At 63.6% G+C, this 24,543-nt stretch carries 25 protein-coding genes; 14 read left to right on the top strand and 11 right to left on the bottom strand.

Annotated elements, in window-relative coordinates; all coding sequences use genetic code 11:
• Positions 1-15: 15 nt before the first annotated feature.
• Complete coding sequence (locus P0Y59_15415) at positions 16-171, top strand: hypothetical protein (protein ID WEJ98331.1); 156 nt, start codon at positions 16-18, stop codon at positions 169-171.
• Between the two features lie 12 nt (positions 172-183).
• Here the strand turns inward: P0Y59_15415 and P0Y59_15420 are convergent, their stop codons facing one another.
• A complete protein-coding gene (locus P0Y59_15420) occupies positions 184-1,170 on the bottom strand; it encodes an aldo/keto reductase (protein WEJ98332.1) in 987 nt (328 codons plus the stop codon).
• Between the two features lie 172 nt (positions 1,171-1,342).
• On the opposite strand from P0Y59_15420, the gene P0Y59_15425 reads away from it, so the two are divergent.
• Positions 1,343-1,798 (top strand): hypothetical protein, encoded by a 456-nt coding sequence (locus tag P0Y59_15425; GenBank protein WEJ98333.1) that lies wholly within the window; start codon positions 1,343-1,345, stop codon positions 1,796-1,798.
• Positions 1,799-1,895: 97 nt separating this feature from the next.
• On the opposite strand, the gene P0Y59_15430 is transcribed toward P0Y59_15425, so the two are convergent.
• Positions 1,896-2,642 (bottom strand): helix-turn-helix transcriptional regulator, encoded by a 747-nt coding sequence (locus P0Y59_15430; GenBank protein ID WEJ98334.1) that lies wholly within the window; start codon positions 2,640-2,642, stop codon positions 1,896-1,898.
• 182 nt (positions 2,643-2,824) lie between these two features.
• Here P0Y59_15430 and P0Y59_15435 point away from each other — a divergent pair, with 182 nt between their 5' ends.
• The 5 genes from P0Y59_15435 to P0Y59_15455 are packed head-to-tail and all read left to right on the top strand — an operon-like array spanning position 2,825 to position 7,464.
• Complete coding sequence (locus P0Y59_15435) at positions 2,825-3,469, top strand: hypothetical protein (GenBank protein ID WEJ98335.1); 645 nt, start codon at positions 2,825-2,827, stop codon at positions 3,467-3,469.
• Complete coding sequence (locus tag P0Y59_15440) at positions 3,469-4,467, top strand: hypothetical protein (GenBank protein WEJ98336.1); 999 nt, start codon at positions 3,469-3,471, stop codon at positions 4,465-4,467. The genes P0Y59_15435 and P0Y59_15440 overlap by 1 nt, the downstream gene beginning before the upstream one ends.
• 9 nt (positions 4,468-4,476) lie before the next feature.
• Positions 4,477-6,453: a hypothetical protein gene (locus tag P0Y59_15445; GenBank protein ID WEJ98337.1), complete on the top strand. Its 1,977-nt coding sequence runs from the start codon at positions 4,477-4,479 to the stop codon at positions 6,451-6,453.
• Positions 6,454-6,508: 55 nt separating this feature from the next.
• Positions 6,509-6,907 (top strand): hypothetical protein, encoded by a 399-nt coding sequence (locus tag P0Y59_15450; GenBank protein ID WEJ98338.1) that lies wholly within the window; start codon positions 6,509-6,511, stop codon positions 6,905-6,907.
• Positions 6,907-7,464: a hypothetical protein gene (locus P0Y59_15455; protein WEJ98339.1), complete on the top strand. Its 558-nt coding sequence runs from the start codon at positions 6,907-6,909 to the stop codon at positions 7,462-7,464. Before P0Y59_15450 ends, P0Y59_15455 begins: the two co-directional genes overlap by 1 nt.
• On the opposite strand, the gene P0Y59_15460 is transcribed toward P0Y59_15455, so the two are convergent.
• From P0Y59_15460 to P0Y59_15475, 4 genes are read right to left on the bottom strand one after another with little or no spacing between them, the layout of a single operon-like run.
• Positions 7,461-8,426: a glutaminase gene (locus tag P0Y59_15460; protein ID WEJ98340.1), complete on the bottom strand. Its 966-nt coding sequence runs from the start codon at positions 8,424-8,426 to the stop codon at positions 7,461-7,463. The two genes, P0Y59_15455 and P0Y59_15460, sit on opposite strands and share 4 nt — an antisense overlap.
• Before the next feature lie 40 nt (positions 8,427-8,466).
• Positions 8,467-9,699, bottom strand: coding sequence for a cytochrome P450 (locus P0Y59_15465; GenBank protein WEJ98341.1), 1,233 nt, complete (start codon positions 9,697-9,699; stop codon positions 8,467-8,469).
• Positions 9,696-11,303, bottom strand: a complete 1,608-nt coding sequence (locus P0Y59_15470) for a hypothetical protein (protein ID WEJ98342.1) — start codon at positions 11,301-11,303, stop codon at positions 9,696-9,698. The genes P0Y59_15465 and P0Y59_15470 overlap by 4 nt, the downstream gene beginning before the upstream one ends.
• Positions 11,285-12,925: a hypothetical protein gene (locus tag P0Y59_15475; GenBank protein ID WEJ98343.1), complete on the bottom strand. Its 1,641-nt coding sequence runs from the start codon at positions 12,923-12,925 to the stop codon at positions 11,285-11,287. The genes P0Y59_15470 and P0Y59_15475 overlap by 19 nt, the downstream gene beginning before the upstream one ends.
• 218 nt (positions 12,926-13,143) lie before the next feature.
• On the opposite strand from P0Y59_15475, the gene P0Y59_15480 reads away from it, so the two are divergent.
• The 5 genes from P0Y59_15480 to P0Y59_15500 all read left to right on the top strand — a co-directional run bounded on the left by P0Y59_15480 (position 13,144) and on the right by P0Y59_15500 (position 17,220).
• The gene (locus P0Y59_15480) at positions 13,144-15,462 is read left to right on the top strand and encodes a GDSL-type esterase/lipase family protein (GenBank protein ID WEJ98344.1); all 2,319 of its coding nucleotides are present in this window, start codon (positions 13,144-13,146) and stop codon (positions 15,460-15,462) included.
• A gap of 252 nt (positions 15,463-15,714) precedes the next feature.
• Positions 15,715-16,020 carry a hypothetical protein gene (locus tag P0Y59_15485; protein ID WEJ98345.1) on the top strand — a complete coding sequence of 102 codons (306 nt, stop codon included), beginning with the start codon at positions 15,715-15,717 and terminating at the stop codon, positions 16,018-16,020.
• Entirely contained in the window at positions 16,020-16,559 is a 540-nt protein-coding gene (locus P0Y59_15490; protein ID WEJ98346.1) for a glycosyl hydrolase 108 family protein, read from the top strand. The genes P0Y59_15485 and P0Y59_15490 overlap by 1 nt, the downstream gene beginning before the upstream one ends.
• Complete coding sequence (locus P0Y59_15495; protein ID WEJ98347.1) at positions 16,556-16,858, top strand: hypothetical protein; 303 nt, start codon at positions 16,556-16,558, stop codon at positions 16,856-16,858. Before P0Y59_15490 ends, P0Y59_15495 begins: the two co-directional genes overlap by 4 nt.
• Positions 16,858-17,220 (top strand): hypothetical protein, encoded by a 363-nt coding sequence (locus tag P0Y59_15500; protein ID WEJ98348.1) that lies wholly within the window; start codon positions 16,858-16,860, stop codon positions 17,218-17,220. Before P0Y59_15495 ends, P0Y59_15500 begins: the two co-directional genes overlap by 1 nt.
• A gap of 200 nt (positions 17,221-17,420) precedes the next feature.
• Here P0Y59_15500 and P0Y59_15505 read toward each other — a convergent pair whose 3' ends face one another.
• The 5 genes from P0Y59_15505 to P0Y59_15525 all read right to left on the bottom strand — a co-directional run bounded on the left by P0Y59_15505 (position 17,421) and on the right by P0Y59_15525 (position 20,934).
• Positions 17,421-18,557, bottom strand: coding sequence for an acyltransferase (locus P0Y59_15505; GenBank protein WEJ98349.1), 1,137 nt, complete (start codon positions 18,555-18,557; stop codon positions 17,421-17,423).
• Positions 18,558-18,925: 368 nt separating this feature from the next.
• The gene (locus P0Y59_15510) at positions 18,926-19,555 is read right to left on the bottom strand and encodes a JAB domain-containing protein (protein ID WEJ98350.1); all 630 of its coding nucleotides are present in this window, start codon (positions 19,553-19,555) and stop codon (positions 18,926-18,928) included.
• Positions 19,486-19,941: a hypothetical protein gene (locus tag P0Y59_15515; GenBank protein WEJ98351.1), complete on the bottom strand. Its 456-nt coding sequence runs from the start codon at positions 19,939-19,941 to the stop codon at positions 19,486-19,488. Before P0Y59_15515 ends, P0Y59_15510 begins: the two co-directional genes overlap by 70 nt.
• A 43-nt stretch (positions 19,942-19,984) precedes the next feature.
• Complete coding sequence (locus tag P0Y59_15520) at positions 19,985-20,341, bottom strand: hypothetical protein (protein ID WEJ98352.1); 357 nt, start codon at positions 20,339-20,341, stop codon at positions 19,985-19,987.
• Positions 20,342-20,391: 50 nt separating this feature from the next.
• Complete coding sequence (locus tag P0Y59_15525) at positions 20,392-20,934, bottom strand: LuxR C-terminal-related transcriptional regulator (protein ID WEJ98353.1); 543 nt, start codon at positions 20,932-20,934, stop codon at positions 20,392-20,394.
• 363 nt (positions 20,935-21,297) lie between these two features.
• Between P0Y59_15525 and P0Y59_15530 the strand changes: the two genes are divergently transcribed.
• The gene (locus tag P0Y59_15530) at positions 21,298-22,170 is read left to right on the top strand and encodes an NAD(P)-dependent oxidoreductase (GenBank protein WEJ98354.1); all 873 of its coding nucleotides are present in this window, start codon (positions 21,298-21,300) and stop codon (positions 22,168-22,170) included.
• 115 nt (positions 22,171-22,285) lie between these two features.
• Positions 22,286-24,496: an EAL domain-containing protein gene (locus P0Y59_15535; GenBank protein ID WEJ98355.1), complete on the top strand. Its 2,211-nt coding sequence runs from the start codon at positions 22,286-22,288 to the stop codon at positions 24,494-24,496.
• Positions 24,497-24,543: the final 47 nt, after the last annotated feature.

Consider the following 24,543-nt stretch of genomic DNA (forward strand, 5'->3'; position numbering starts at 1 on the left):
TTCAGGGAGCCCAGCGTGACCGACTCGATCGACGATCAGATCATCGACACGCCCGACGGGCCGATGACCTGGGCAGCGTGGAAGAAGAAGCACCCGGTCCAGATCCCGTCGCGGCGGACCAAGGGCAAGGACCTGCCGGTGAAAGTCAAACGCTTCACCGACAAGCCCTGAACGGCGCCGGGATCAGCGATCGAGCATCGCCATCCCTGCGCTGCCATAGCGTTCGCCAGCGGCAATCCCCGGACGAAGCGCTTCGTCCAGCCCAGCCAGATCATCGTCGCCGAGCGCGATATCAGCCGCGGCAACATTCTCCTCCAGATAGGTGCGCCGTTTGGTACCGGGGATCGGGACAACGTCCTGGCCCCGGTGGAGCAGCCAGGCGAGCGCGATCTGGCCAGGTTTCACGCTTTTCGCGTCGGCCAGCGTGCGTACTGCGTCCGCAGCGCGCATGTTCGCAGTGAAGTTCTCGCCCTGGAAGCGCGGATCGCCGCGCCGGAAATCACCCTCGGGATAATCTTCCGCACGCTGCGCCGTGCCGGTGAGAAATCCACGGCCGAGCGGGCTGAACGGCACGAGCCCGATCCCGAGTTCCCGCAAAACAGGAAGGATCTCAGCTTCAAGCCCGCGCTCCCACAAGGAATATTCGCTTTGCAGCGCGCTGACCGGTTGTACCGCATGCGCGCGCCGGATGTTCGCGGCGCCTGCCTCGGACAGGCCGAAATAACGCACCTTGCCTTCGCGGATCAGCTCGCCGACCGTACCGGCGACATCCTCGATCGGCACGGCGGGATCGACGCGGTGCTGATAGAACAGGTCGATATGGTCGGTGGCCAGGCGCCTGAGCGACGCCTCAGCCACGGCGCGGATATGCTCGGGCCGGCTGTCGACCCCTCCGGTACGGTTGCTGCGCTGGATGTCGAAGCCGAACTTGGTCGCGATCACCACCCTGTCACGCTTGCCCGCAAGTGCCCGGCCGAGCAGTTCCTCGTTGATGAAGGGGCCGTAGACCTCGGCCGTGTCGAAAAGCGTGACGCCCAGTTCGATGGCACGGTGAACCGTCGCGATCGATTCCGCGTCGTCGAAGCTGCCATAGGACTGGCTCATCCCCATGCAGCCAAGGCCCAGTTGGGAAACCTCAAGCCCTTGCGTTCCCAGGCGTCGCTTCAACATGGCGGAATCTCCGGAAGAGGAAGGCCGGGATATGGGAAAGGCGCCACGCGAATAGAACCACCCGCCGTCGGGCAGAGCAGAATTCAGACGATTGTTCGTTAGCGCCCCTTGAATCCTATATCATATCTATGAGACACCCCGACCTGATAAAGCCACAAATGCGGGGAGAGAAATGATGTTCAATCTGGTGAAGCTGGCGGCGACGCTGACGTTGCTGGCGGCGGTGCCTGCCTTCGCCGCGGAGCGGACCCCGGAACAGGTCGTGAAGGATCACGTCGCCGCGATGAAGACCGCCAATGTCGATGCCGTGATGGCCGATTATGCCGAGGACACCGTCGTCATCACCCCGCCCGGCCTGGTGCCGACGCAACAGCCCGCCAATGCACCGGGCGTCTATTCGGGCAAGACGAATGCCCGGAAAGTGTTCGTGGTGCTGACCGGCAAGGACAGCATCGGCGGCATCCGCGCGATGGAAACGGTGGTCGAACCGCTGGGCGGCGACGTCGCGCTGCTGCGCTGGATGCAGTTCCGGGGCACGCCGCAGCAGGTGTCGGGCGTTGACGTCTTCGTGGTTCGCGGCGGCAAGATCGCGGTGCAGGACATCATTCTCGATACCGCCAGGCCATAGCCGGCCGATCCGGCGAGCCGGGTGCGGTTCAGGGCGACCCGCCGGGTTTGGTTGGATCGCTCGCCCCGTGGGAGCCCACTTTCCCGGTCATCTACGCCTATCGGTACAACCGCACGAAATCGCCCTGCGTCGCGTAGTCCAGCCGCTCGCGATAGTCGCGATGCTCCGCCATGCCCGGAACGACGCGGCCGATGACGGGGTCGGCCTGGGCATCAAGCTTCGCCAGGGCGACAGGACAGGCGACCGGAACGAGCTGCGAGCCTGTGCCGACCTGGAGCGTGGTCATCACACCGTACAATGCCCCCTCGATCGTCGGGCGGCCGAGGATCACGAGCCGGTGCTGCCCCGCCACATTGGTGACGAGATAGATATGGCCCGACAGGTTCGGCATCGAGACGTGCCCGGCCTGTTCGAACCGGGCGTCAGTGCGCTGCGATTCAGCAAAGCCGAGATGCCCCGCCTCGTCGATCCAGCGGATCGTGGTGACATAGGCGAAAATGTCACCCGGACTGCCGAAGCTCGGCCGCAGCGTCAGATAGCGGCCCTCGATCCAGCGTACCGCGGCACGGGCATAGGCCCCCATGGTTTCGGGCGCGAGGTCGTTGGAGGCGGCGGCCGGCGGCGGCGCTACCGGACGGAGCGTCACGCCCAGCGCTTCCTCCAGGCGGATCGTCGTCGCCAGCGTGAAGGGACGCCCGCCGGACAGCGCCTTTTCCAGGGTCGACAGGCTGATCTTCGCCATATCGGCCAGCGCCTGGCGCGAGATTCGGCGACGCGCAATCTGCTCACGCACGCGGCGGCCGACTTCGCGCGTCTCGCCCTCAAGAAGGTCGCGGTCCTGCATTCTCTCCTCTTTCTCCGATAAGTGACTACCACATCTTTCCGCACCGCCCGTCAACTGGCCTGTCGGGCGCCAACGCACCAGAACAGCACCTTTTTCGTGGCACAGGCCAATTGTCCGAACCGCCGCTGCCGCGCCGCGCGCCCTTGATTCAAACCCTGTCGCAGCTGGCCTAATCCCGCCGCATGGCCATCAGCATCACTGTCTGCAATCTCGCCCTTGGCGAGCTTCGCGCACCCCCGATCGTCGATATCGATGAGGCGACCACCGAGGCGGCTGAGTGCAAGCGCTATTATGCGCATTGCCTCAAGCTACTGCTCGAACGCTTCGACTGGAGCTTCGCCACGCGGATCGCCTCGCTCGCCGAACTGAACGTGAATCCGCGCGCGAGCGAATGGGCCCATGCCTATGCGCTGCCCGCTGATCTCGCCACCGCGCAGCGGCTCGTACCGCCGGCAAGCGGCTGGCCAAGCGGCGCGACGAACCGTCCCGTCGCGCCGGTGCTGGCCCAGCCCTTCATCATTGAGGATGGCGTGCTGTTCAGCCAGATGCGCGGGGCAATCCTTGAATATACCACGCGGGACGTGAGCGAGGCGGACATGCCCGGCCTGTTCTGCGACGCGCTGGCCTATGCCGTCGCGGCCCGGCTAGCCGTGCCGCTGCGCGACAGCCGGGAGACCAAGGGACAGCTGCTCCAGCAGGCCGAGGTCGCTGCCCAACGCGCCATCGCCGACGACATCAACCGCCAGCCCAATCGCGATGCACGCACGCCCGATGAAGTCGCGGCCGCGCGCGGTGCCGGGGCCGGTTGCGCGAGCGGAGCGAACTGATGCCGCTTCGCACCGGACAACCGAATTTCTCCAAGGGCGAGCTTGCCGAGGATCTGATCGCACGCGTCGATGTCGCTGCTTATGCGACCGGCCTGCGACGCGCGCGCAATATCATCATCCTCAAATATGGCGGCGTGACCAAGCGCCCCGGCACGCGGCTGGTCGCCGAGGTCTATGCGGACCGGGGCGTCCGGCTGATGCCGTTCCAGTTCTCGATCGACCAGACCTATGCCCTCGAAATGGGGCAGGGTTATATGCGCCCCGCGGCGCTCGGCGGCCTGTTGCTCGAAGACAAGCTGTCGATCATGAGCATCACTCTCGGCGCCGTCACCACGATCCAGGCGGCCTATCACGACTATGCGGTCGGCGATCAGATCTATCTTTCGGGCATTGAGGGAACGACCGAGCTGAACGGCCGGGTCGCCCGCATCCTCAGCGTTTCGGGAGGAAGCACCGCCGGTGGGACCTTCACGATCGACGTCGATTCGACCGGGTTCACACCGTTCACCGCCGACACCGGCGGCACGGCCAGGCCGGGGATACCCCCGCCGCCACCGCCGCCGCCGCCCGTTCCACCAACAGCGCCACCACCGCCGCCACCCGATGTGGGCGGGGGCGGCGGCGGAAGGGGCGACTATTGCGTTGCCGACGACACACCGATCATGATGGCGGACGGACGGGAGATCGAAGCCCGCCACGTCAAGGTCGGCATGCAGGTACGGACGCAGCATGCCGCGACGATGGAATGGGGCAACTATCCGGTCGAAGCGGTCAGTGCCGCATGGCAGCCCGTATTTGCCTGCGCTCTTGATGGGGTAACGATCCGCGCGACCGCGGAACATCGCTTCCGGATCGGCGACGACTGGGTCCGCGCCGACACGATCGGCACCGCAGCCGGGTCCGCCTGGGTTGCGCGGATCACGATCGCTGACGCCCATACTTACATCTCGGCCGGCATCCTGTCCCACAACAAGGTCTGGGAGCGGAACTATGACTGAGCATTTCGCATGAGCGTCGCCCGCATCTATCGCGTCGGCTCACCTTTCAACGGCGAGGAACTGCCGGAAGTCGACTTCGAGCAGTCGGCCGACACCATGTACCTGGCGCACCTCAACCATGCGCCGACCAAGCTTGTCCGCAAGAACCATACGGCCTGGACCTTCTCGACGATCGCCTTCACCCCGACGCTCGTCGCCCCGGCGAGCGTCAGCGTCACCGCGACCACCCCGAACACCACCGAGATATTCTACCAGCCCGCCCGATATGTCGTGACCTCGATCGACGATGCCAGCGGCACGGAGAGCCGTGCCTCCATCGCGCAGTTCGCCAGCAACGACCTGACGCTGAAGCGCAACTATAACAGCATAGGGTGGGCGGCGGTGGCCGGTGCGTCGCGGTACCGGGTCTACAAGGCCGACAACACCCAGGAATTCGGCTATATCGGCACCACGACGAGCCTGAGCTTCGTGGATGACAATATCGGCCCGGATTATTCCGACGGGCCGCCGATCGCCACAAACCCTTTCGATGACTTTCCCGCCGTCGTCACGGCGAGCATCGCCGGATCCGTGATGACCGTGACCGCGGTGACGAGCGGCGAGATCAGCGAAGGCAAAACGCTTTCCGGCACCGGCATAACGGCCGGCACGCTGGTGGTCGGACAGCTTACCGGCGCGACTGGGGCCGCAGGCACCTATACCGTCACGCCATCGCAAACGGCAGCAAGCACGGCGGTCACCGCGAAGGACCTGCGGAACTACCCCTCCACCATCACCTTCTTCGAGCAGCGCCTGCTCTGGGGCCGCACGACAAGTCATCCCAATGCGATCTGGGGCTCCCGGTCGGGCAGCTTCGAGAACATGGATATCTCGCGCCCGCTCAAGGCATCGGACAGCCTGAGCTTCGCGCTCGTCTCGGGGCGGGTCAACGCGGTGAACCAGCTCGTCTCAACGACCAGCCTGCTCGCCCTCACTTCGGATTCCATCTTCAGGATCGAAGGGGGACAGAATGGCTATCTGACCGCGACCGACTTTGTAAGCCGACGCCAGAATGGGCGCGGATCGGCGCGCCTGTCTCCGCTGGTGATCGACAGCGTCGTCTTCTACCAGACCAGCGTCGGCAACGGCGTGCGGACGCTTGGTTATGAATTCTCGAGCGACAGCATCAATTCCAACGATGTGACGATCTTCTCCCCACATCTGTTCCGTGGCTTCAACGTCACATCATGGGCCTATGCGCAGGAACCCCGATCGCTGATCTGGGCGGTTCGCGACGACGGCAAGCTGCTGTGCTTCACCTGGGAGCAGGAGCAGCAGGTCTGGGGCTGGACGATCTGCGAGACCGATGGCCTCGTCGAGAGCGTCTGCGTGATCTCCGAAGGTGGCGAGGACCGGCTCTACCTGACCGTGCGACGGAACGGGAAGCTGCTGATCGAGCGCATGGCGACGGCCAGATGGGATGCCGTGGAGGATTGCTGTTTCCTCGACAGCGCGGTCAGCTATCGTTTCGAAACGCCGCAAACCGTGCTGCGAAACCTGCAGCATCTGGAAGGCAGGACTGTCTCGGCCCTTGCCGATGGCGGGGTCGTGACGGGGCTGGTTGTCGGCAATGGCAGCGTCACCCTGCCCGAGCCGGCGAGCAAGGTGACCATCGGTCTGCCCTACAGCGCCACGATCGAGACTTTGCCGCTCGCCTGGCAGGGCCAGGGCGGCTGGACGATCGCCAAGCCGCAGACCCAGGCCAGGGCGGTGGTCCGGCTGGTTAACAGCCGCGGCGTGAAGGCGGGGCCGACCGACGCGACGCTCGAACCGCTCCGCGCCCGCATCAACGAGCTTCCCGGCCAGCCCCCCCAGCTGATGACAGGCCTGTACGGAACCTATCTGCGCGCCGACATCAATGGCGGCGCGCGCATGGTGGTGAGATCGGACGATCCGCTGCCGATGACCGTGAGTGCGATCTATCTCGACCCCTCCGTCTCCGAATAACCGGGTCGCGCTGGTCAGCGCCACGCCAGTCCATGTCGGCCCGATCGCATCGCGGATGCGCGAGGCCGATGTGACCGAGTGCGCGGCGATGGGCCATACGCCAAGACAGGCGTTGCGGGCTGGCCTGCTGTCCTCCTCATTATGCCTTACCGCCACGGTCGACGGGCGGCCCGAGGCGATGTTCGGCCTGGTGGTGACGAACGCACTGTGCGGCGAGGGGGCGCCCTGGATGCTCGGCAGCGACGCGATCTACCGCCACCCGCGCACGATGCTGCGCTGGGGCCCGCGCATCCTTTCGGCGATGTTCGATTCAACCCCGGTGCTGGAGAACCTAGTAGCGGAAGACAATCACCGCGCCGTCCGCTTCCTGCGGCGGATCGGCTTCACCATCGGAAAGGAGGTGATCATGATCGCCGGAACCCGCTTCGTCCCCTTCTCCCAGGAGCGCCGCTGATGTGCGAACCCACAACCGCTTTGCTGATCGCCTCCACCGCCATGTCGAGCATCGGCGCCGTGACGGCCGGCATCGGGCAGGCCCAGCAATATCGCTATCAGGCGCAGATTGCCGACCAGAATGCCCGGCTGGCGAATGAACAGGCGCGCGATTCGATCGAGAATACCAATCTGGAGGCGCAACGTCGCTATCGCGACCTGGCCCAGATGAAGGGCGCGCAGACCGCCGCGATGGCGGCGAACGGCGTCGATCTCAATTTCGGATCACCGGTCGATATCCAGAAGGATACCGCGATGATCGGCGCCGAGGATATCGGCCAGATCTACAAGGGCGGCAACGAACGGACGCGCGGCTTCGACATCAACGCGTTCAACTACAGATCCGAGGCCTCGGCGAACCGCGCCAAGGCAAGCGGTGCGCTGATGAAGGGTGTGTTTGACGGGCTCTCGACGGCGTTGGGCGGTGCCTCGCAAGTCGCGGGGAAGAAGAATCCGGTTGGCAAGAAATCAGCCCCGCCAGCGCAAAACCCGTTCGCCTCTCCACTGCCGAGGACTTAGCTGTCATTGACTTTCAGTCCCGCCCGGGGATCGGAAGGCTCGAACACTGACCAGCCGGTACGTTGCACCAGCCGCTCCAGCGCCAGTGCGCCCAGTTGCGATGTACCACGCGGGTTGAGACCGGGCGACCACACGGCGATCGACGCCTTCCCGGGCGCGATCGCCAGGATACCGCCGCCGACGCCGGACTTGCCCGGCAGGCCGACACGGAAGGCGAACTCGCCCGACCCGTCGTAGTGGCCGCAGGTCATCATCAGCGCGTTGATGCGCCGTGCGCGCTGGGTCGATACGATCGAATGGCCGGTCGCCGGGTTGATTCCGCCAGCCATGAGATACCTGCCCGCAAGCGCGAGCTGGCGGCAGCTCATCGCCAGCGCGCATTGATGGAAATAGACGCCAAGCGTCCGTTCGACCGGATTGCGGACATTGCCGAACGCGCGCATATAATTGGCCAGCGCAATGTTGCGGAAACCAGTCGCCTGCTCGGCCCGCGCGATGCGTTCGTCGATGAAGATGCTGTCGTCGTCCGCCAGCGATCGGACGAAGCGCAGGATTTCACCGATCGCCTCGACCGGTTCGTACGCGCCAAGGATCATGTCGGCGACGACGATCGCGCCAGCGTTGATGAAGGGATTGCGCGGGATGCCGGATTCAGTCTCGAGCTGGACGATCGAGTTGAACGCGCTGCCCGATGGTTCGCGCCCGACCCTGTCCCACAGCCTGTCACCGATCGCGCCCAGCGCCAGGGTCAGGCTGAACACTTTCGAGATGCTCTGGATCGAGAAGGGTTCTTCCGCATCGCCCGCCATATGGCAGGTGCCGTCCGCCTCGATCACCGCGATGCCGAACTTGCCGGCGGTGACCTCTGCGAGGCCGGGGATATAATCGGCCACGGTGCCGCGATCCGGCGCGTCCGCCATCTCGGCCGCGATATCGACGACGATCGTTTCGAGGGAAGCCATAGGTGTTGTTAGCGAGCCCCGCCCGCATAATCACGCTGCTTCAGTCGAACTCCACCGTCAGCGATTCAGCAAAGGCCCCGTTCTTGCGCAGCTTGCCGGCAGCACCCGGCGCGCGGCGCAGATTCTCGCGCTTCAACAGCGGCTTCAGCATCAGGTGAAGCGTGGCGTTGTTGATGTGGATACCGAAGCATTGATGCAGGTCATAGCCGAAATGAATATATTCGTGCGGCAGCCGGCACGGATCAAAACGCTCCGGATCCGGCACCCGACGCCCGTCGCGCATTGCGGAGGCAAAGGCGGCAAGCACCGTCGATCCAGCTGGAATGGTGCGCTGATGCCTGGTGCCCTGAGCAACCGTCCAGTCCTTCAACACCACGCGCGGCAAGCCGGGGGCGAGCGGATCGAAGCGCATCGCCTCGCGAACATAGCCGGCGAGCAGCACGACATCCCCGGCGCGCGCCGCTGCCTGGGCACCCCGCAGCGCATCGGGCCGGCGCAGCAGCTGCTCCATCGCCTGGGGCACGACCATCGGCGGCTGGGGCGGACCGCCGACGATGAAGCCCATCAGTGCGGTGCGGATCTGCGCATCGCTGAAACCAGGTTCACCCGCCTTTTGCAGCTTGAGGCAACGAGCGAGAACATCGTCCACCTTGCCCGGCGCGGCACGGCGTGCCTCGATCTGCCGCTGGATATGGTCGCGCAGGGCCGGCGCGATCTCGGCAACCTCGGCGAGCAGCGGCGCATCGCTGGCGACGAACTGATATTCGAACAACCGCGTGCCCCAGACACGCAGGTCGCCCCCCGGGGGCGCCGGGACGCCGAAATAGTCGGCAAGGAAATCGAAGGTGACGCGCCGCACCAGCATATCGACCACCTCGATCCGGCCGCCTGCGCCGGCGACGATCGCCTCGGCCTGCGCCTCGACCTTTGCCGCGAGCAGCGGCAGGTCGGCCGGCCGGACGACCTTGCGCATCGCCGCGGTATCGGCGCGATATTGCGGGGTATCGCCCATGCCGAGGAAGAAGGGCTCCCCGCCCATGATGATGTCGAGCTTTTCCTTGTAGGTGACGCCGAACGCCGGATCGGTCGCGAACACCTCCCGCACGTCATCGTACAAAGTGACCACATAGGTCTTGCCGAAGCGGGGGATCGGCTTCAGCCGGCGCAGCAGCCGGAAAGCGAACGGCATCGCCGCCATCACGCCTTGCATCAGCAATCGCTTCAGGCCCGTGGGGCCGGGCCGTAGCACCTCGGTCGAGGAAAGCACGCTCATAGCGACGCCAGATAGCGCAGTGCCGGGATGCTCGGCAGGAAGAAATAATCCCCGCCGGCCATGCGGACAAAGGTCTCGACATCGACGATCCGGCGCAGCGGCTGTTCCCGGATCGTCATCTTGCCCTTGGGCCCGATCAGCGGATCGGTCTCGTCGAACAGGGTCGCGAAGTTCGGGTTGAGCAACCAAGTCTGCTGCACGAACTCGAACTGGCGGGCGATGTCGGTGTTGAGGCAGATGAACAGCAGCCCGCGATCGACCCCGTCCTCCTTTGGCGGCACGCTGATCGTCGAGCCATATTTCCGGCCGCGGCGCAGGATGCGGTGGTTGTTCGCAGCGTCGAGCAGGGTCTGCTTGTCGCCAGTTGTGGGCGCAAGACCGTCTCGCGGGTTGGAGCGACGGACATGTGACCCAGCCGGGCAGCCGACACCGTGCAGATCGCGGTCGAAAAAGCCGAAATCATTCTCCGGCTGCTCATAGGCATCGGGCGGCAGATAGCCGGCCGGACAGAGCAGATCGCCCTTGGTGTTGCGGCCGACCACCCGCTCGGCAAGCCAGGTGGTGGTAACGTGCGCCGATCCTTCCGGATCGCGCTCGCGGATATGCGCGGCATTCGCGCGCATCGATTGCCAGAAGGCGACGACATCCTGCTTCAGCTCGCGCACGACCATGTAGCTGCCGTCGAGCCCGAGATCGAGCGAGCCCTCCGCCAGCGGATGCGGCGGCAGGCCGGCGGCCCGTGCCTTGTCATCGTCGGGCACGATCGGCCCGGGCGCCTTTTCGTGGTGGCCGTTGGTGTGGCCGAACAGGATCTCGCCAAGCGGCACGCCGTTCCAGAAATCGCGCACGGCCGGGGCACCCGTACTGAGGACGATCGCGTCCTCGTCATCGAACGGGATCGGCTGCGAGATGCCGTCGGCGAAACCGAAATGCTCGCGCGCGACACCCTTCTCATCCGGGCGCAGATCAAGCGGCAGGCGGTGGACGACCTGCACGTCATGCGGCTTCAGCGCCGCCTCGACCTGTTCGGCCCAGGCCTCGGCGCTGTCCTCGTCCTTGTCGTAGAGCAGCAGCAGGGCATGGACGGTCACCGGCGTGACGATCTGTTCCTCGCGATGCCCGGTGGAGGTGCTGGAACGCGATTGTCCCGCTTCCACGCTGGTCAGGGCACTGCGCTGCCGCGCGTTCGAGCTCCATTTCGGCCCGCCTTCGATGACCGTGCCGAGCCATTCGCCCTTGCGGCGATCACCCAGGCGACGCAGCCGGTCCTCCTGGAACATCCCCTCCTTGAACGGTGCAGCAAAGGAGTCGAGCGCGGGTTTCGGCAGGCCCATCTTTTCGAGCCCGGCATAGGCGAAGGAGATCGCGGTCGCCCGCGCGTCGCGCCCGTCAGCATCGGTGACCGGCGCGAGTTCCTGGACTGTCCGGAGCCAGGCACCGCCGCCCTTCCCCTTCCAGGTGAATTCGAGGAACAGGGCCCGCCCGGTCGGCAATGAAGCGAAGCCGCTGACAACCAGCCCCTGAGTCAGGGTGCAGTGCGGCGCCTTCAGCTGCCAGCTCGGCGGCTTTTTCCGCGGCGTCTCGCTCACAGGTCGTTGATCCACGCGGACGCCTCCTTGTTCGTGAGCGACGGTTTGCGCAGGCCGTTGGCGATGCGGTTGTTGCGTTCGACCTGATCGACGGTCAGGTCGCTATAGGCGCTGTACCAGAAGCGGCTGACCGCCATTGAATGGCGCGCCCAGCCCTTGAACTTGCGGCCATGGCTGGCGCCGTCCTGGATGAGGAAACGCGTCGCCGGGAAGCCAACGCCGCATCCCCAGGCGAGGGTGAGGCCGACATGCGCCTTCTCGATGAAATCATCGAGATAACTTTCCCAGCTCTGATCGAAATTGCTGAAGAACATCAGCCGGCTGCCATTGTTGACGAATGCCCAGTGCGCGAAATGGACGGTGCGCATGCTGCCGAGATAGCCGCGCACGCCGCTGTTCGGCATCGCGCGCAGCACCAGCCCGAGCCCGTGATGACCGGCGCGGACGATGATGGTGCGCAGCACGCCCGGCTTGATCAGCACGACCGAGCCCATGTGGTTCTGCGGAATCCAGTCCTCGCGCTGCGCCATCTGGCGCACCATCTCCTCATCGATCGGCGGCTCGTCCTGCGAGGAATCGCGCCGTTCGAGATAGCGCAGCCAGCAGAGGATCAGCAGCACCGAGAAGGGTACGCTGAGGAGGCCGAACAGCGTGATCCGCGGCGCATGCTGACGCGCCAGCTCGAGCGGCAGGCCGGTCATGATCGAGATGGTGATGGTGATAAGCGGTGCGAGCACCGCGTAGAGGATCGCCCCAACCAGGATCAGCACCAGGGTCTGCGGCTTGAACAGGGCAGTGATCAGGTTGAACGTCCCCGCCGTGTCAGTGCCCGGCAGCGGCTCGCGGATCATGTAGAGGCGGATACCCGTGTAGATCAGGCCGAAGGCGAGCAGCAGGAAGAAGCGTTTGTCCGGCATCAGCGGCGCGAGGATCAGGCCCGGCAGCGCCAGTGCGAGGACGACGAGCAGGGCAAAGACCGCCACCTTGAGATAATCGCCGCAACGCGTGAAGAACGGGATACGAGCCGGCGCGCGTTCGGCAAGCCAGGGAAAGGCGGGCAGCAACGCACTACGGAGATGGTGGTGGATGTCGGCCGGGGTCACCGCGCCACGATAGGGGCTTGGCCCGGTACCGTTGGCGGTCGCGATCTCGGTCCGGGTCGCGCGAAACAGGTCGCTCTCGGCAAGGATTCGGTCGCGGGTCATGCCGCGATTGCCGTGATGGTAGACACTCGGCTCAAGCGAGCGCGCCTCCATATAGGGCGCGACCGGCGCCCGCGAATCCGGCGCCGTCACCGCATCGTAAAGCGGCCCGCATGGATCCAGCGGGCGCTTGCAGCACCGCAGCATGTTACGCAGGTCAATGCCGATCGCTGCCTCGAGCTGCCCCCAGAAGATGCCGGGCGCCCCGTCGAAATTGGCCTCGAGCACGAACAGCGGATCATAGTCAGCGCCGGGGAACATGCTCATCGACAGGAAATGCACCGACGGCACGCCCCGCATGAACCAGGCATAGTCGCCGGGGCCACCCGCGCTCGCGGCGGAGCCGTTGTCGTGCAGCCGGTCGATCAGGGCGGAAAGCTTGACCTGGCTTTCCGGCTTGACCTCCAGTGCCACGGACAAAGTCGTTTGTCGCATCCGGCCATTCCTCTGCGCGCAGCGTTCCCGAAGCGAAGAACGGACACCCACCGCCCGAACGTTACGCTCCCGATTCGTCAACCTATTATGTCACGCCATTCAAGGCGCACAGACAAACGAGATGATAGATCGGATTCCGGATCTATCTCCGTCCGGCGCCAGTCGATTCAAACCTTTCCCGCCACCGCCTAAGCCATCTCCATCACAGGAGGTGCCGCGTGGCCGCAATCAGTCCGAACATTTCAAGCGAACCCCAGAATGGCACCGGCACACAGGCCGAGTTCCCATTCAATTTCTCGATCGTCGCAGCGACGGATGTCGGCGTTTATGTCGACGGCGTCCGCAAGACCTATTCGACACACTATGGCGTCACCTTCGGCGCCACCTCCGGCACGGTGACCTTCACCACGCCGCCAGCCAGCGGGACGCGAATCCAGCTTATCTCCGAACCGGATTATCTCCAGACCAGCGAATTCGCGGACCAGGGCGCGTACAATCTTTCGACCGTGAACATGATCAACCGGCGCGGGGCGATCCGGGATCTGGTCAACCACGATTTGGGCACGCGCGCGCTTAAGGTGCCGTTGGGCGATCCCGCGCCCACCTTACCGCCGGCCTCGGAGCTTGCAGGCAAGGTGCTCGGCCATGACGGAACGCAGTTCATCGCGGTGCCGAACGACGCAACATCTGTAGCAGAGGCCGTAATGGAGAGCCAAGCCGCGCGAGACATAGCATCGGCAGCCGCCAGACAGACAGCACTTGATCTTGCGACCACAACTCTTGCAGTTGCCGCCCTTCCCATTCGCTATACTAAGAGCACCTCAACGACGATCACGGCAGATGCGACGCTGAACATCGACACCGATCTTTCAGTGCCATTGGCCGCAAACACACTAACCCGAATCAACGGCAAGATCTATTTCACCACCACTGCGGCGGCAGATTTCAAGTGGCGCCACCTCGGCCCCGCCGCAGCCACGAGAATTCGCGTGCAGCACTATAGCATCGCTCCGGGGGACGCCGCTCTAAGTAATATCGCTGTGGATACCACTTTCAGTGCGGCGGACATCTCGATAACAGGAGCGGCCGGGTCGGGCTGGATCGAGATAGATGCACTTATCGCAAACGGGCCGAATGCCGGCAGCTTCGGCATATCCTGGTCACAGAATACGTCCGACATTGGAAACACCGTAGTCGAAGCTGGCAGCTATCTAGAGGCGGTCAGACTTCCGATAACCTTGGACGTAGCATTCGGAGACAGCGCAGTAGCCAAGCTAGGCGGATACGCTGCTCCGGTCGCCTCAAGTGGGCATAACGTGGTGGGGGTCCCCGGTTTGGGAATGGGCCTTGGGAACTGTTACCTTGATACGATGATCCGTGGCACGGACCTCTCCGCGCAACTCTTCGGAGGAAACTACACGCTTCAGATAGATGGAGGAACCCCAACCACAATTGTAGCCCCCGCAGGCTGGTCTTTCGTCCCACTCTTCCGCCTTCCCGAGGGAAATCATCGGATCAAGTTGAAGGGCCAGTACTTTGACAACGATCTTTGCTATCGTATTGCGGGGATCGCCCCTCAAATAACCCGCCCTTCGGACGTACCCAATTTCTATCCGGTGGGCACGGCCCCGTATTCAAATTATATCGCAGCCGAAGGCATAACCGGCAGCGCCTCGCTGTACGCGACTGGGAACGAGCAACGCTATTGGTCGCAGCCTAGCGGCTGCGGACTAAGGTTTGCAGCCACCACAACCTCAGTGCGCCTCTGGATGTTCAACGGCTTCGGCACAGGAGCAATCGTTCTGCTGCAGGACGGAGTGGAGATAGCCTCGGTCACTCCTACCATGTCTTCCAACTATGAGGTCGTCGCCCTTGCTACAGGCCTGTCCGGGACCCACGAGTATGAGGTCAAGTTCATCTCGGTTAGCGCCACGATCTATGTCAATGCTATCCTCGTAGACAGTCTAAGCGCTTCCTTACATACCCCCAAACAAGTGGACGCGTATTTCGGGGACTCCATCGTACAGGGAAACGCCCTCGCCTCCCAAGCAGACTCACGTCTCATGGACCCTTACATCCTCGCGCAGGCCACAGGCAGGGTTTCCATCAGGCGGGGTGGGTCAGGAGCCAAAGTCTCTACAGGCCTTCGTGATACGACCTCCCAGATAACTAGCCTAACCTCTATTCCCACCCGCGTCTTCTGCGCTGGCGGCGTCAATGACATGATTACGGGGGTCCCGATCGCCACCTTCCGGTCCGACTACCAGACCATGCTTTCCCTCATCCGTGCGGGGCTACCTTCAGCGAAGATATATGCACGAGGCATCCTTTCTGTAGGAACCACCATTGCGAACTACGCGCAGCGGAACACCTACAACAGTGCAATATTGGCGGCCGTGACTGCGATTGGGGACGCCAACATCATTTTTGTCAACACAGATGGCTGGATCGATCCAGTGACGGACACCTCCGATGGCCTCCATCCGAACGCCTCAGGTTACGCCAAGGTGGCAGCCGCTCAACAACTAACGTTGTAATGCTCAATGGCAAAGTATCTTTGGCAACTATATCTACAGCGCGTGACCTTACGCTTAGCATCTCACTCGGCGCCTTTCGGATTTACGGGGACTTTACTATACGCTTCGCATTACACTTTGACATACTCACGCATAAACCAAGGCCAGTCATATATGTCAAAAGCCACGAAGATAAAGCCTTGCATTATACCAGCAACCCGTTCGCCTTATTATCCAATTTCCAATTGTTGATATTTTCTTGGATTTAACAATATGACAGAACAACTCGATACTACAGGGATGATGCTAGGTGAGATGAAGGGTCAACTTCGTGAAGTTATCCACAATTTGAACATGATGTCGACCAAACTTGATGCACTCGGCGAAAGGGTAATCAGCGCGGCCGACCTTCCGGTCAAGGTCAAGGAACTCGAAAAGCGCGTGCTAGCGCTCGAAGCGGACAGACATCGCCGCGACGGAGCAATGAGCTTCGGCGGCTGGGTTGTTCGCTCACCTCTCGTCGGCTGGCTGGCCGGCGCGGGGCTCGCCCTCTGGATGCTATTGAAGGGAAAGCCGTGATGAAGACGATTGACGCAGTGATCGAACAAGTGCTGGCGAACGAGGGAGGCTATGTCAATAACCCCAACGACGCCGGCGGCGAGACGAACCACGGCATCACCGCAGCAATCGCGCGCAGCCAAGGCTTTACGGGGCCGATGCGCGCCATGACGCGGGCCTTCGCCTTCGAGATTTATCGGCGTCGTTATGTGATCGCGCCAGGCTTCGACCAGATTGCCACGGTATCAATGCCGGTTGCTGCAGAACTGGTCGATACCGGCGTGAATATGGGCCCGGAGGTCGCCACGGCTTTCCTGCAACGCTCGCTCAACGGACTCAATAACGGCGCACGGGATTATCCGGACCTTACCATCGATGGAGCGGTTGGCACGGCGACGCTCGCCGCATTGAAGGCGTTTCTTGCCAGACGCGGAGCGGAAGGCGAACGGCGACTGCTCGTGCTGCTCAACGCCCTTCAAGGTGAGCGCTATCTCTCGCTGACTGAAGACCGGACCGCCAACGAGGCCTTTCTGTATGGCTGGCTGGCGAGGGCGGCGTGAGCGGCACAGCTATCGGCGACCCCGTCGAGCCGATTGTCGTAGAGATGGCGAAAGCTGCACCGACTAACGCGATCAACATGCCCGATCACCGGATCCGCGAACAGGCCTGGTATCAGGCGTTCGTTCGGCTCGCCCGCCCGACGCTCGACTGGATCACCAACGCGACAGTCGCCTGGACAATGATCCTGCAGCCTCTGCTGTTCGACCGGTTCGATATCACCGCGGCGGGCATGTCGCTTGCCTGGGCCGGCACGGTCTACGGCTTCAAGTTCGCCGAGAAGATCAAGGGGGTGGCATAGTGCCGGCCGTCCCTGTCGCAGCCTTGTTCAGGATCGCATTGGCGACGATCCTGATCGCGTTGCTTGCCGGCCTGCTCGCGCTCCGATCATGCGGCACGGCACGCAAGGCGGCAACTGAAGCCCGCCTTGCGGCCGGCCAGCGCGGGGCCGCGATCGAAAGTGGGCACGACGCAGTCCAGACGCTCGGCAACGCCCAGGCGGCCGAGCGATCCATCCATGAGACCGTGAAGGAGGGAAGAGATGCGATCAACCAAGCACCTGGCGGCGATAGCAACGATGCTGCCGATCGCGCTGCTTGCCGGCTGCGCTCATACCGTCATTCAGGCAAATGCATCGCCCTGCTCGGCCCTGTTGCCGAGTAGCTGGCTCAACGGCGTATCCCCGGCGGCCCTGCCCGAGAGTGCCAAGCTGCCCGACGGACATGACGACGCGCGGCCATGGCAATCGGGCTTCATCGAACAGACTGGGCAGCTTGAGGTGGCAAACGGCCGCTATACCGATGCGGTGGGAATTGTTGCTCGTTGTGAGGCGCGGGATGTTTTGGCGACAAAAAGGGTGCGATCTAAATTCCTTGGCGTTTTCTAGCCATCCCACCCTCAAGCAAGCGCATCAACGCCCTCTTGGCTGGCCTCTCGATCAGATAGAATGACAGCGCGCCGATCAATGCGATGACAGCGGCATAAGCGATCAAAAAGCCCGGCTGCAAAACGATCCTGCGCGACCCAATGATACCATCCAAGACGAGCATGGCAGTCAACATTAGCGGGACATGCCACAGATAAACGCCGTATGTCATATCACCGATGGCGCGCGCCCATTTCGGCAGGACCAGATGTGACGATTCGACACTGCAAATAATCAAAAACAGGCTTGGCAGGATCGCCGGCATTAGCTTGGGCACACCGATGGCCGGATGCACAACCAATAGGGCTGCAACGAGGCCGAGGCCCGCTATCCCCGGAATGGCAAGCCAGCGAGATTTCTTACCCGCTACGATATATGCGCAATGCGCCGCAGATCCGAGGAAGAAATAGAAACCACATTGCCAGAACAACGTACCCGGAAAATTGAAAATACTCCCCATCGCGAAAGCGCCTGCCAATGCAAAAGGGCCTATCAGGCCAAACCGGTAAAGCCGAGACGCTATCAACCAGAATATGGCGTATATCAATATTTCTAGTGAGACCGACCAGATTGGAGCATTAAATGAGGGCGCTCGCTGAAACCCCCAGTCAGAAGCCATGAAAAGATGCAGTACAAAATGATAGGTATCGTTCGCCTGATAGATTGCGAAATTACCCAAGGTACCAAGTCGACCAAACTGGAGACCCGCAACCACGAGAAGTGTGATCAGGTGAAGTGGATAAAGGCGGGCGATTCTGCTCGCTACAAAATAACGGGTTGTATGAGCATGGCCAACATAAACCCCAGTGAATACGAAACCAGAAATTAGCCAGAATAGCTGTACTGCAAAGAGACCAAAATCGTATATTGGCCACAAGAGGGTTCGCCAAGGCATAGCATCACGCACCACTAGAACCTGCTCGATCGAACCAGCCGGTATTGCGAAATTCTGATAGTGGAAAATAACGACGGCCAAGGCTGCGAACCCACGCACGAGATCGATCAAGAAAAAGTGCCGACCTTCGCCGCGAACTGGCGCGAACAAGCGCCTGGCGAGAGGCTCCTTCGACGTCACATCTACCGCCTTTATTGTTTGCATCGCCCCACCCTGCCTTGAATATCGCCATCGTTCTGCGTTCGATGTGGCGCCTATACAAGTGGATTGAGGCGGGCGCGAGTTCACAGGCGTAACAAACTTGTCATACTGGTCAGCGGTGTATCCGCCACCATCTCTGCGATCGACTCTCTTCACTATGTTGTATCGCTCGATGGACCGCCTCTGTCGTGCGGGCGCTCCCGTGTAAAATCTGGCCCGTAGTGCATCCTTCCATTCCTGGCTGAATAATGCACCATCAAATGACGGGATCAAACATCTAGCCCCCGGTTGGGAAGCCCCGCGGTCACACCGGTACCATTTTCCGACCACCGCCTGAAGATTGACCCCTAGATCAATCCCAGCTCCCGCATGCTCGCATGGCCGCTGGTCGACATGATCAGGTGGTCGTGCACCGCGATCCCCAGCGGCTGGCCCGCTCGGGCGATGCGGCGGGTGATGTCGACGTCCGCCCGGCTCGGCGCGGGATCCCCGCTCGGGTGGTTGTGCACCAGCACGATCGACGCGGCGTGAAGCTCCACCGCGCGGCGGATCACCTCGCGCACATGGATCGTCGCCTCGTCGATCGTCCCGCGCGATATCTCCTCGTCGAGGATCAGGCGGCCCTGGCCGTCGAGGTGAAGCACCCGCGCGATCTCCACCGCGCTGAAGGCATGGGTGAGCCGCAGATAGTCGAGCAGCGCCGGCCAACTGTCGACCACCGGCCCGCGCGCGAAGCGCAGCGTCGCGATATGCGCCAGCGCCGCGTCGAGTCCGCCGAGCAGTGCGTCGAGATCGGGCCTGCCCTCCAGCACGCGCAGCCGCGCCTGCCCGCTCGCCGCCAGCACGCCGGGCAACGAGCCGAACTCCTCCACCAGCCTGGCGGACAGGCCGGCCGCGCCGGCCCCCGCTACAGGCTCGAGGAATCCCTCCAGGATCTGTCGGCACCGTAGAGCTGAAGGCGCCGCCGGTGCCGCCACGCGCCAAGCGCCACCAGCAGCAACATCGGATACGCTTCGAACGAGATCAGGAACTGATAGCCCCTGGACAACGCGCTCTGGTCCACCGCGCGGATGAAATGCGCGGTGACCGCCAGAAGCTGAAAGCCGGCGAGCCAGAGCGGCCAGAAACGCGTCGAGGCGACCGCGAGCACGAACAGGCCCACCAGCAACAGCATGTCGATCACGAAGACCCACATCTGCATTTTCTGAAAGGAGCCGGAGAAGGGCTGAGACTGGGTGACGAAGCTGGCGAGCGAGGCGGCCAGCATCATGGCCGCCGCGCTCCGCTCCGGCGCGCCGCCCCGCGCCAGCGCGTAGGCGCAGCAGATGATCAGAATCATCTCGTACAGAATGATGCGCAGCATGTCCGGAGCGGAGCATTCAACCAGCCCTCTCGTCAACCCGCGATCATGCGGCCGTGCTGATCGAGACAACCGTGGCGGTGCCGAGCGCCGTATCCTCGCAGAGCGACTGATCGCCGAACCACGCCTTGACGCCGTCGAGCCCGACATCGTGCTGTGCCGCCCGCAATGCACCATGGACCAGCGCGATGCTCGACCAGGCCTTGGCGAGCGCGACGTTCGCGTCCGCATTATGCCGCAGGGCATCGCTGGCAATCGATAGCGGCAGCCGCGCTTCCTCGCGCGCCGCCAGCATCGCCAGCGTCAATTCGGCGTTGCTGCGCAACGAGGCGTCGAGATTGCGCTCTGCCGGGATCAGGGTCTGCGCGACTTTGCGCGCCGCGGAAAGACGATCATTGAGCATGATTACCCCCTGCGCCGGCGCAGGGCGCGGGCGCTTTCAAGAATGTGCTGTCAGAATGTGCGGTTCAGAACCGTGCCGATGAATTCGCCGGCGCCGTTGACCACACCGAAACCCAGAAAAAGAATGGCCATCACCAGTGTCGCGATCGCGAACGGCCAGGCCAGTCGCTGAAGCGTGCTCAGGTCATTGCGTTGCCCTTCCCGTGTTGGGATGGGCCAGCGCGCTTCCGCTCCGATCGGCGACAATCGCTGGCCCGACCGGGACCAGCTGTCGCGGACCGAAGCGGAAGCGGGAACCGGCCCCTCCTCGTCCGGAAACAGGATTGCGCCGGAATCGCCGGGGTTCGGAAGATCGGACGGTCCACGGTTCGGTTCAACCGAACCCTCCCACCCCTCCCGCACGGCGACCATCAGCACGGCGGCACGGGTGGAGGCCGTACCGAGCTTCTCGCGCGCGCCGCGCAGATGGCCCTCGACCGCACGCTGGGAGATGCCGAGCTCGTGCGCGATCTCCTTGTCCATCTTCCGATCCCATTTGCCGCGAAGACATTGCAGCTGGCGGGCGGTCAGGCCGTCGAGTCGATTCGGTCCCATTCGGAGCAATCTACTTTATGGTAAGCGCTTGGAAAGCATTCGCGTGCCCGGATCGTGCCTCCCCGCCGAGGGCCAGCCCTCCTTATCCATTGCGTGCCCGATACGACACGCAAATTGCATTGCCGTGCGCGGAACAATCCTTTCGCATCGAAGGAGGCAAACGTCCTATTTCTTGGGACGAATCGCAGCGCCCGTCAGGAGTGACGACCATCGCCGTTTCGGTTCTTGTTCCGGCCCGCGACGCCACGATCCGGGCCACAGGCGGCCACCCGGGCGGCAGGCAGGCGCGAACTCCGACATTGTGCACTACCCTACCCCGACCTAACGCGACGATTTCTGATTAAACGCACAGGGAGCCAGTTCATGGACGTCGGTTTCATCGGCTTGGGCCAGATGGGCAGCCAGATCGCCCGCAATCTGATCGAGGCGGGACATCGGGTCACCCTGTGGAACCGCAGCGCGGACAAGGCCGCCCCGCTGGTCGCAGCGGGCGCGAGCCTGGCCGCAACGCCCGCCGAAACCGCCCGGCAACCGGTGGTGATGAGCATGCTGGCCGACGACAGGGCGCTTGAGGCAGTGGCCTTCGGCAAGGACGGCATCCTCGCCTCGGGCACGCCGACCATCCATGTCTCGATGAGCACGATCAGCGTCACCATCGCCGACCGGCTGGCCAGCGCCCATCGGGAGGCTGGCCAGACCTTCGTCTCGGCACCGGTCTTCGGCAGGCCGCTGGCGGCGGCCGCGAAGAAGCTGTTCGTGGTCGCGGCCGGCCCGGCCGAGGCAGTCGCGATCTGCCAGCCGTTGTTCGACGCAGTCGGTCAGCGCAGCTTCAATCTGGGCGAGACGCCCCACAAGGCCAATATCGTCAAGCTCAGCGGGAATTTCCTGATCATGACGGTGATCGAATCCCTAGCTGAGGCAATGACGCTCGCAGGGCGCTATGGCGTCGACAAGGGCATGTTGCTCGACACGCTGACCGGCTCGGTCTTCGGCGGGCTGATCTACGAAGTGTACGGCAAGGTGCTGGTCGAGGAGAAGTACGAGCCCGCCGGCTTCACCCTGCCCCTCGGCTTCAAGGACATGAGCCTGGTCGCCGAGGCTGCCGTCGCCGCCGGCGTACCGATGCCGATGCTGTCGCTTGGCCGCGACCGGCTGATCGCCACGATGGCGCGCGAGCGGCCGGAACTCGACTGGGCATCGATGGCGAAGACGGTCGAGGCCAATGCCGGTCTGTGAGGCCGGCTACTCAATGGCCCCGGTTTCGCCGATCGCAACCGCAAGTGGTTATACCGGAGCCGAACATTTAGACTTGCGTAACATACGCCCGGCAATGCTGCACAGGTAAGAGGTCGTGCCATTGCCGAATATCATCGATCCCCATGGCGAGACCGCAGGCGCTGAACGGCAGCGTCTCGAATGCCTGCGGCGTTACGGCCTGGACGGCACCCCCGGCGAGCCAGATCTCGATCGCATCGTTCGCCTGGGCGCTGAGATGTTCGGCGTGCCGATCTGCGCGATCACCCTGGTCGGTCGCGACCAGGTCTGGCTGAGAGCCAGGTTCGGCGTCGAAATCGATTCACTCCAGCGCGAAGGCTCCTTCTGTGCCGAAGTCGTACGCGGCACCGATCCGATGGTCGTCGCCGATGCGCTGGCCGATCAGCGCTTCGCCACCACCGATCTGGTCGCCGGGGCCGGAATCCGTTTCTACGCGGGCGCACCGCTGATCACGCGGGACGGCGTCGCGCTGGGCAGCTTCGGCCTGCTGGACGTGAAGCCGAGGCATGATTTCTCGGAAAGGCAACAATCCCTGCTGTCGCGGATGGCCGGCATCGTCGTCGACCTGTTCGAACGCCGCCACACCAGCCGAACGGCGAATACCCTCATCGCTTTTGCCGATGTCGCCCACCAGGCGCTCATCACGACTGACGAAGAAGGGCGCATCACCTTCTGGAATCACGGCGCGCAGGCGATGTTCGGCTATGCGGCGCGCGAAGTCGAAGGCCGTTTCGTCGAACTGATCGTGCCCGAGCGCTTTCGCGCGGCGCATCGCGAAGGGCTGATGCGGATCGCGGGCGGCGCGCAGGCGCGAATGACCGGCCGGCCGCTCGAAGTGCTCGCCGTCCGCCGCGACGGATCGGAATTCCCCGCGGAACTGTCGCTGTCGGTGTGGAACGGGTCACTCGGTCTCGGCTTCGGCGCGCAATTGCAGGACATATCGGACCGGCGCGCGCGCGAGGAGCGGCTCCATCATCTTGCGAACCACGACGAACTGACGGGCTTGCTCAATCGCAACAGCTTCCGCGCGCGGATCGAGGCCCAGCTCGAAAGCACCGCGACGGCGACGGTGATGGTCTTCGATCTGGACGGGTTCAAGGACGTCAATGACGGGCTCGGCCATGCGGCGGGCGATACGTTGCTGCAGGCACTCGCGCTGCGGCTTGCCGCATCGCTCGGCCCCGACGACGTGCTGGCGCGGCTGGGTGGTGACGAGTTCGCGATCCTGATGCCCAATGAGCGCGACCCGCTCGAGATCGCGGCTCGCGCCGACGCGCTGCTCGACCTGATCGGCCGGCCCTTCTCGGTCTGTGGGCACCAGTTCCACTTGTCCGGCAGCATCGGGGTCGCGCTCGCCCCGTTCCATGCGGGCAACGCCGACGAACTGGTGGTTCGCGCCGATCTTGCGCTCTTCCGCGCGAAGAACGCGGGAGGACGGCGCTACCGCCTGTTCGACACCGGCATGGAAAGCCAGCTCGCCACCAATCGCGCCTTTCAGGACGAACTGCGCTACGCCTTCACCGACCGGCAGCTCGAACTGCATTTCCAGCCTCAGGTCAGCCTGGCCGACGGCCGCCTGATCGGCGCGGAGGCGCTCCTGCGCTGGCGCCATCCGACCCGCGGCCTGCTCTATCCCAAGGCCTTTCTGCCGGTGCTCGAAACGCACGCCCTCGCGTTCGAAGCCGGGTGCTGGGTGCTCGACGAGGCGTGCCGGACACTGGCCGCCTGGCGACACGCCGGGCTTGCGCCGATCCGGATCGGCGTCAACCTGTTCGCTGCCCAGCTCCGCGCCGGCACCCTGGTCGATGTGATCGAGAGCACGCTCGCCCGGCATCGGCTTTCCCCGGCGGACCTTGAGGTCGAGATCACCGAAACCATCGCGCTTCGCCACGACATCGAGGAGCTGGAACCACTCCGCGAGCTGCACGCGCGCGGCGTCAGCATCGCCTTCGACGATTTCGGCACCGGCTTCGCATCGCTCAGCACGTTGAAGGACTTCCCCCTTTCACGCCTCAAGCTCGATCGCAGCTTTGTCGAGGATATCGGCCTGGACCCGCACAGCGAGGCGATCGTGAAGGGCGTGGTCGCGATCGGCCACAGCCTTGGCCTGGACGTGATTGCCGAAGGCATCGAGACGGCCGGGCAGGAGGCATTGCTCCGCGCCTGGCAGTGCGACGCGGGCCAGGGCTATCATTATGGCAAGGCGATTCCGGCAGCCGAGTTCATGGCGACCTTCGGCACCCCTTTTCCGATCGCGGCAGCCGGACCGGTCGCAAAGATCCGCTGAACCCCCGCGTCATGAGAGACCGGCCGGGGTCCGATTCAAACCAGCCC

The organism is Candidatus Sphingomonas phytovorans (assembly GCA_029202385.1).
Classification (GTDB): domain Bacteria; phylum Pseudomonadota; class Alphaproteobacteria; order Sphingomonadales; family Sphingomonadaceae; genus Sphingomonas; species Sphingomonas phytovorans.

Coding starts and splice junctions, on each gene's coding strand:
- P0Y59_15420 (WEJ98332.1), bottom strand. CDS start 1,170: ATGTTGAAGCGACGCCTGGGAACGCAAGGGCTTGAGGTTTCCCAACTG.
- P0Y59_15425 (WEJ98333.1), top strand. CDS start 1,343: ATGATGTTCAATCTGGTGAAGCTGGCGGCGACGCTGACGTTGCTGGCG.
- P0Y59_15430 (WEJ98334.1), bottom strand. CDS start 2,642: ATGCAGGACCGCGACCTTCTTGAGGGCGAGACGCGCGAAGTCGGCCGC.
- P0Y59_15435 (WEJ98335.1), top strand. CDS start 2,825: ATGGCCATCAGCATCACTGTCTGCAATCTCGCCCTTGGCGAGCTTCGC.
- P0Y59_15440 (WEJ98336.1), top strand. CDS start 3,469: ATGCCGCTTCGCACCGGACAACCGAATTTCTCCAAGGGCGAGCTTGCC.
- P0Y59_15445 (WEJ98337.1), top strand. CDS start 4,477: ATGAGCGTCGCCCGCATCTATCGCGTCGGCTCACCTTTCAACGGCGAG.
- P0Y59_15450 (WEJ98338.1), top strand. CDS start 6,509: ATGCGCGAGGCCGATGTGACCGAGTGCGCGGCGATGGGCCATACGCCA.
- P0Y59_15455 (WEJ98339.1), top strand. CDS start 6,907: ATGTGCGAACCCACAACCGCTTTGCTGATCGCCTCCACCGCCATGTCG.
- P0Y59_15460 (WEJ98340.1), bottom strand. CDS start 8,426: ATGGCTTCCCTCGAAACGATCGTCGTCGATATCGCGGCCGAGATGGCG.
- P0Y59_15465 (WEJ98341.1), bottom strand. CDS start 9,699: ATGAGCGTGCTTTCCTCGACCGAGGTGCTACGGCCCGGCCCCACGGGC.
- P0Y59_15475 (WEJ98343.1), bottom strand. CDS start 12,925: ATGCGACAAACGACTTTGTCCGTGGCACTGGAGGTCAAGCCGGAAAGC.
- P0Y59_15485 (WEJ98345.1), top strand. CDS start 15,715: ATGACAGAACAACTCGATACTACAGGGATGATGCTAGGTGAGATGAAG.
- P0Y59_15490 (WEJ98346.1), top strand. CDS start 16,020: ATGAAGACGATTGACGCAGTGATCGAACAAGTGCTGGCGAACGAGGGA.
- P0Y59_15515 (WEJ98351.1), bottom strand. CDS start 19,941: ATGCTGCGCATCATTCTGTACGAGATGATTCTGATCATCTGCTGCGCC.
- P0Y59_15520 (WEJ98352.1), bottom strand. CDS start 20,341: ATGCTCAATGATCGTCTTTCCGCGGCGCGCAAAGTCGCGCAGACCCTG.
- P0Y59_15525 (WEJ98353.1), bottom strand. CDS start 20,934: ATGGGACCGAATCGACTCGACGGCCTGACCGCCCGCCAGCTGCAATGT.
- P0Y59_15530 (WEJ98354.1), top strand. CDS start 21,298: ATGGACGTCGGTTTCATCGGCTTGGGCCAGATGGGCAGCCAGATCGCC.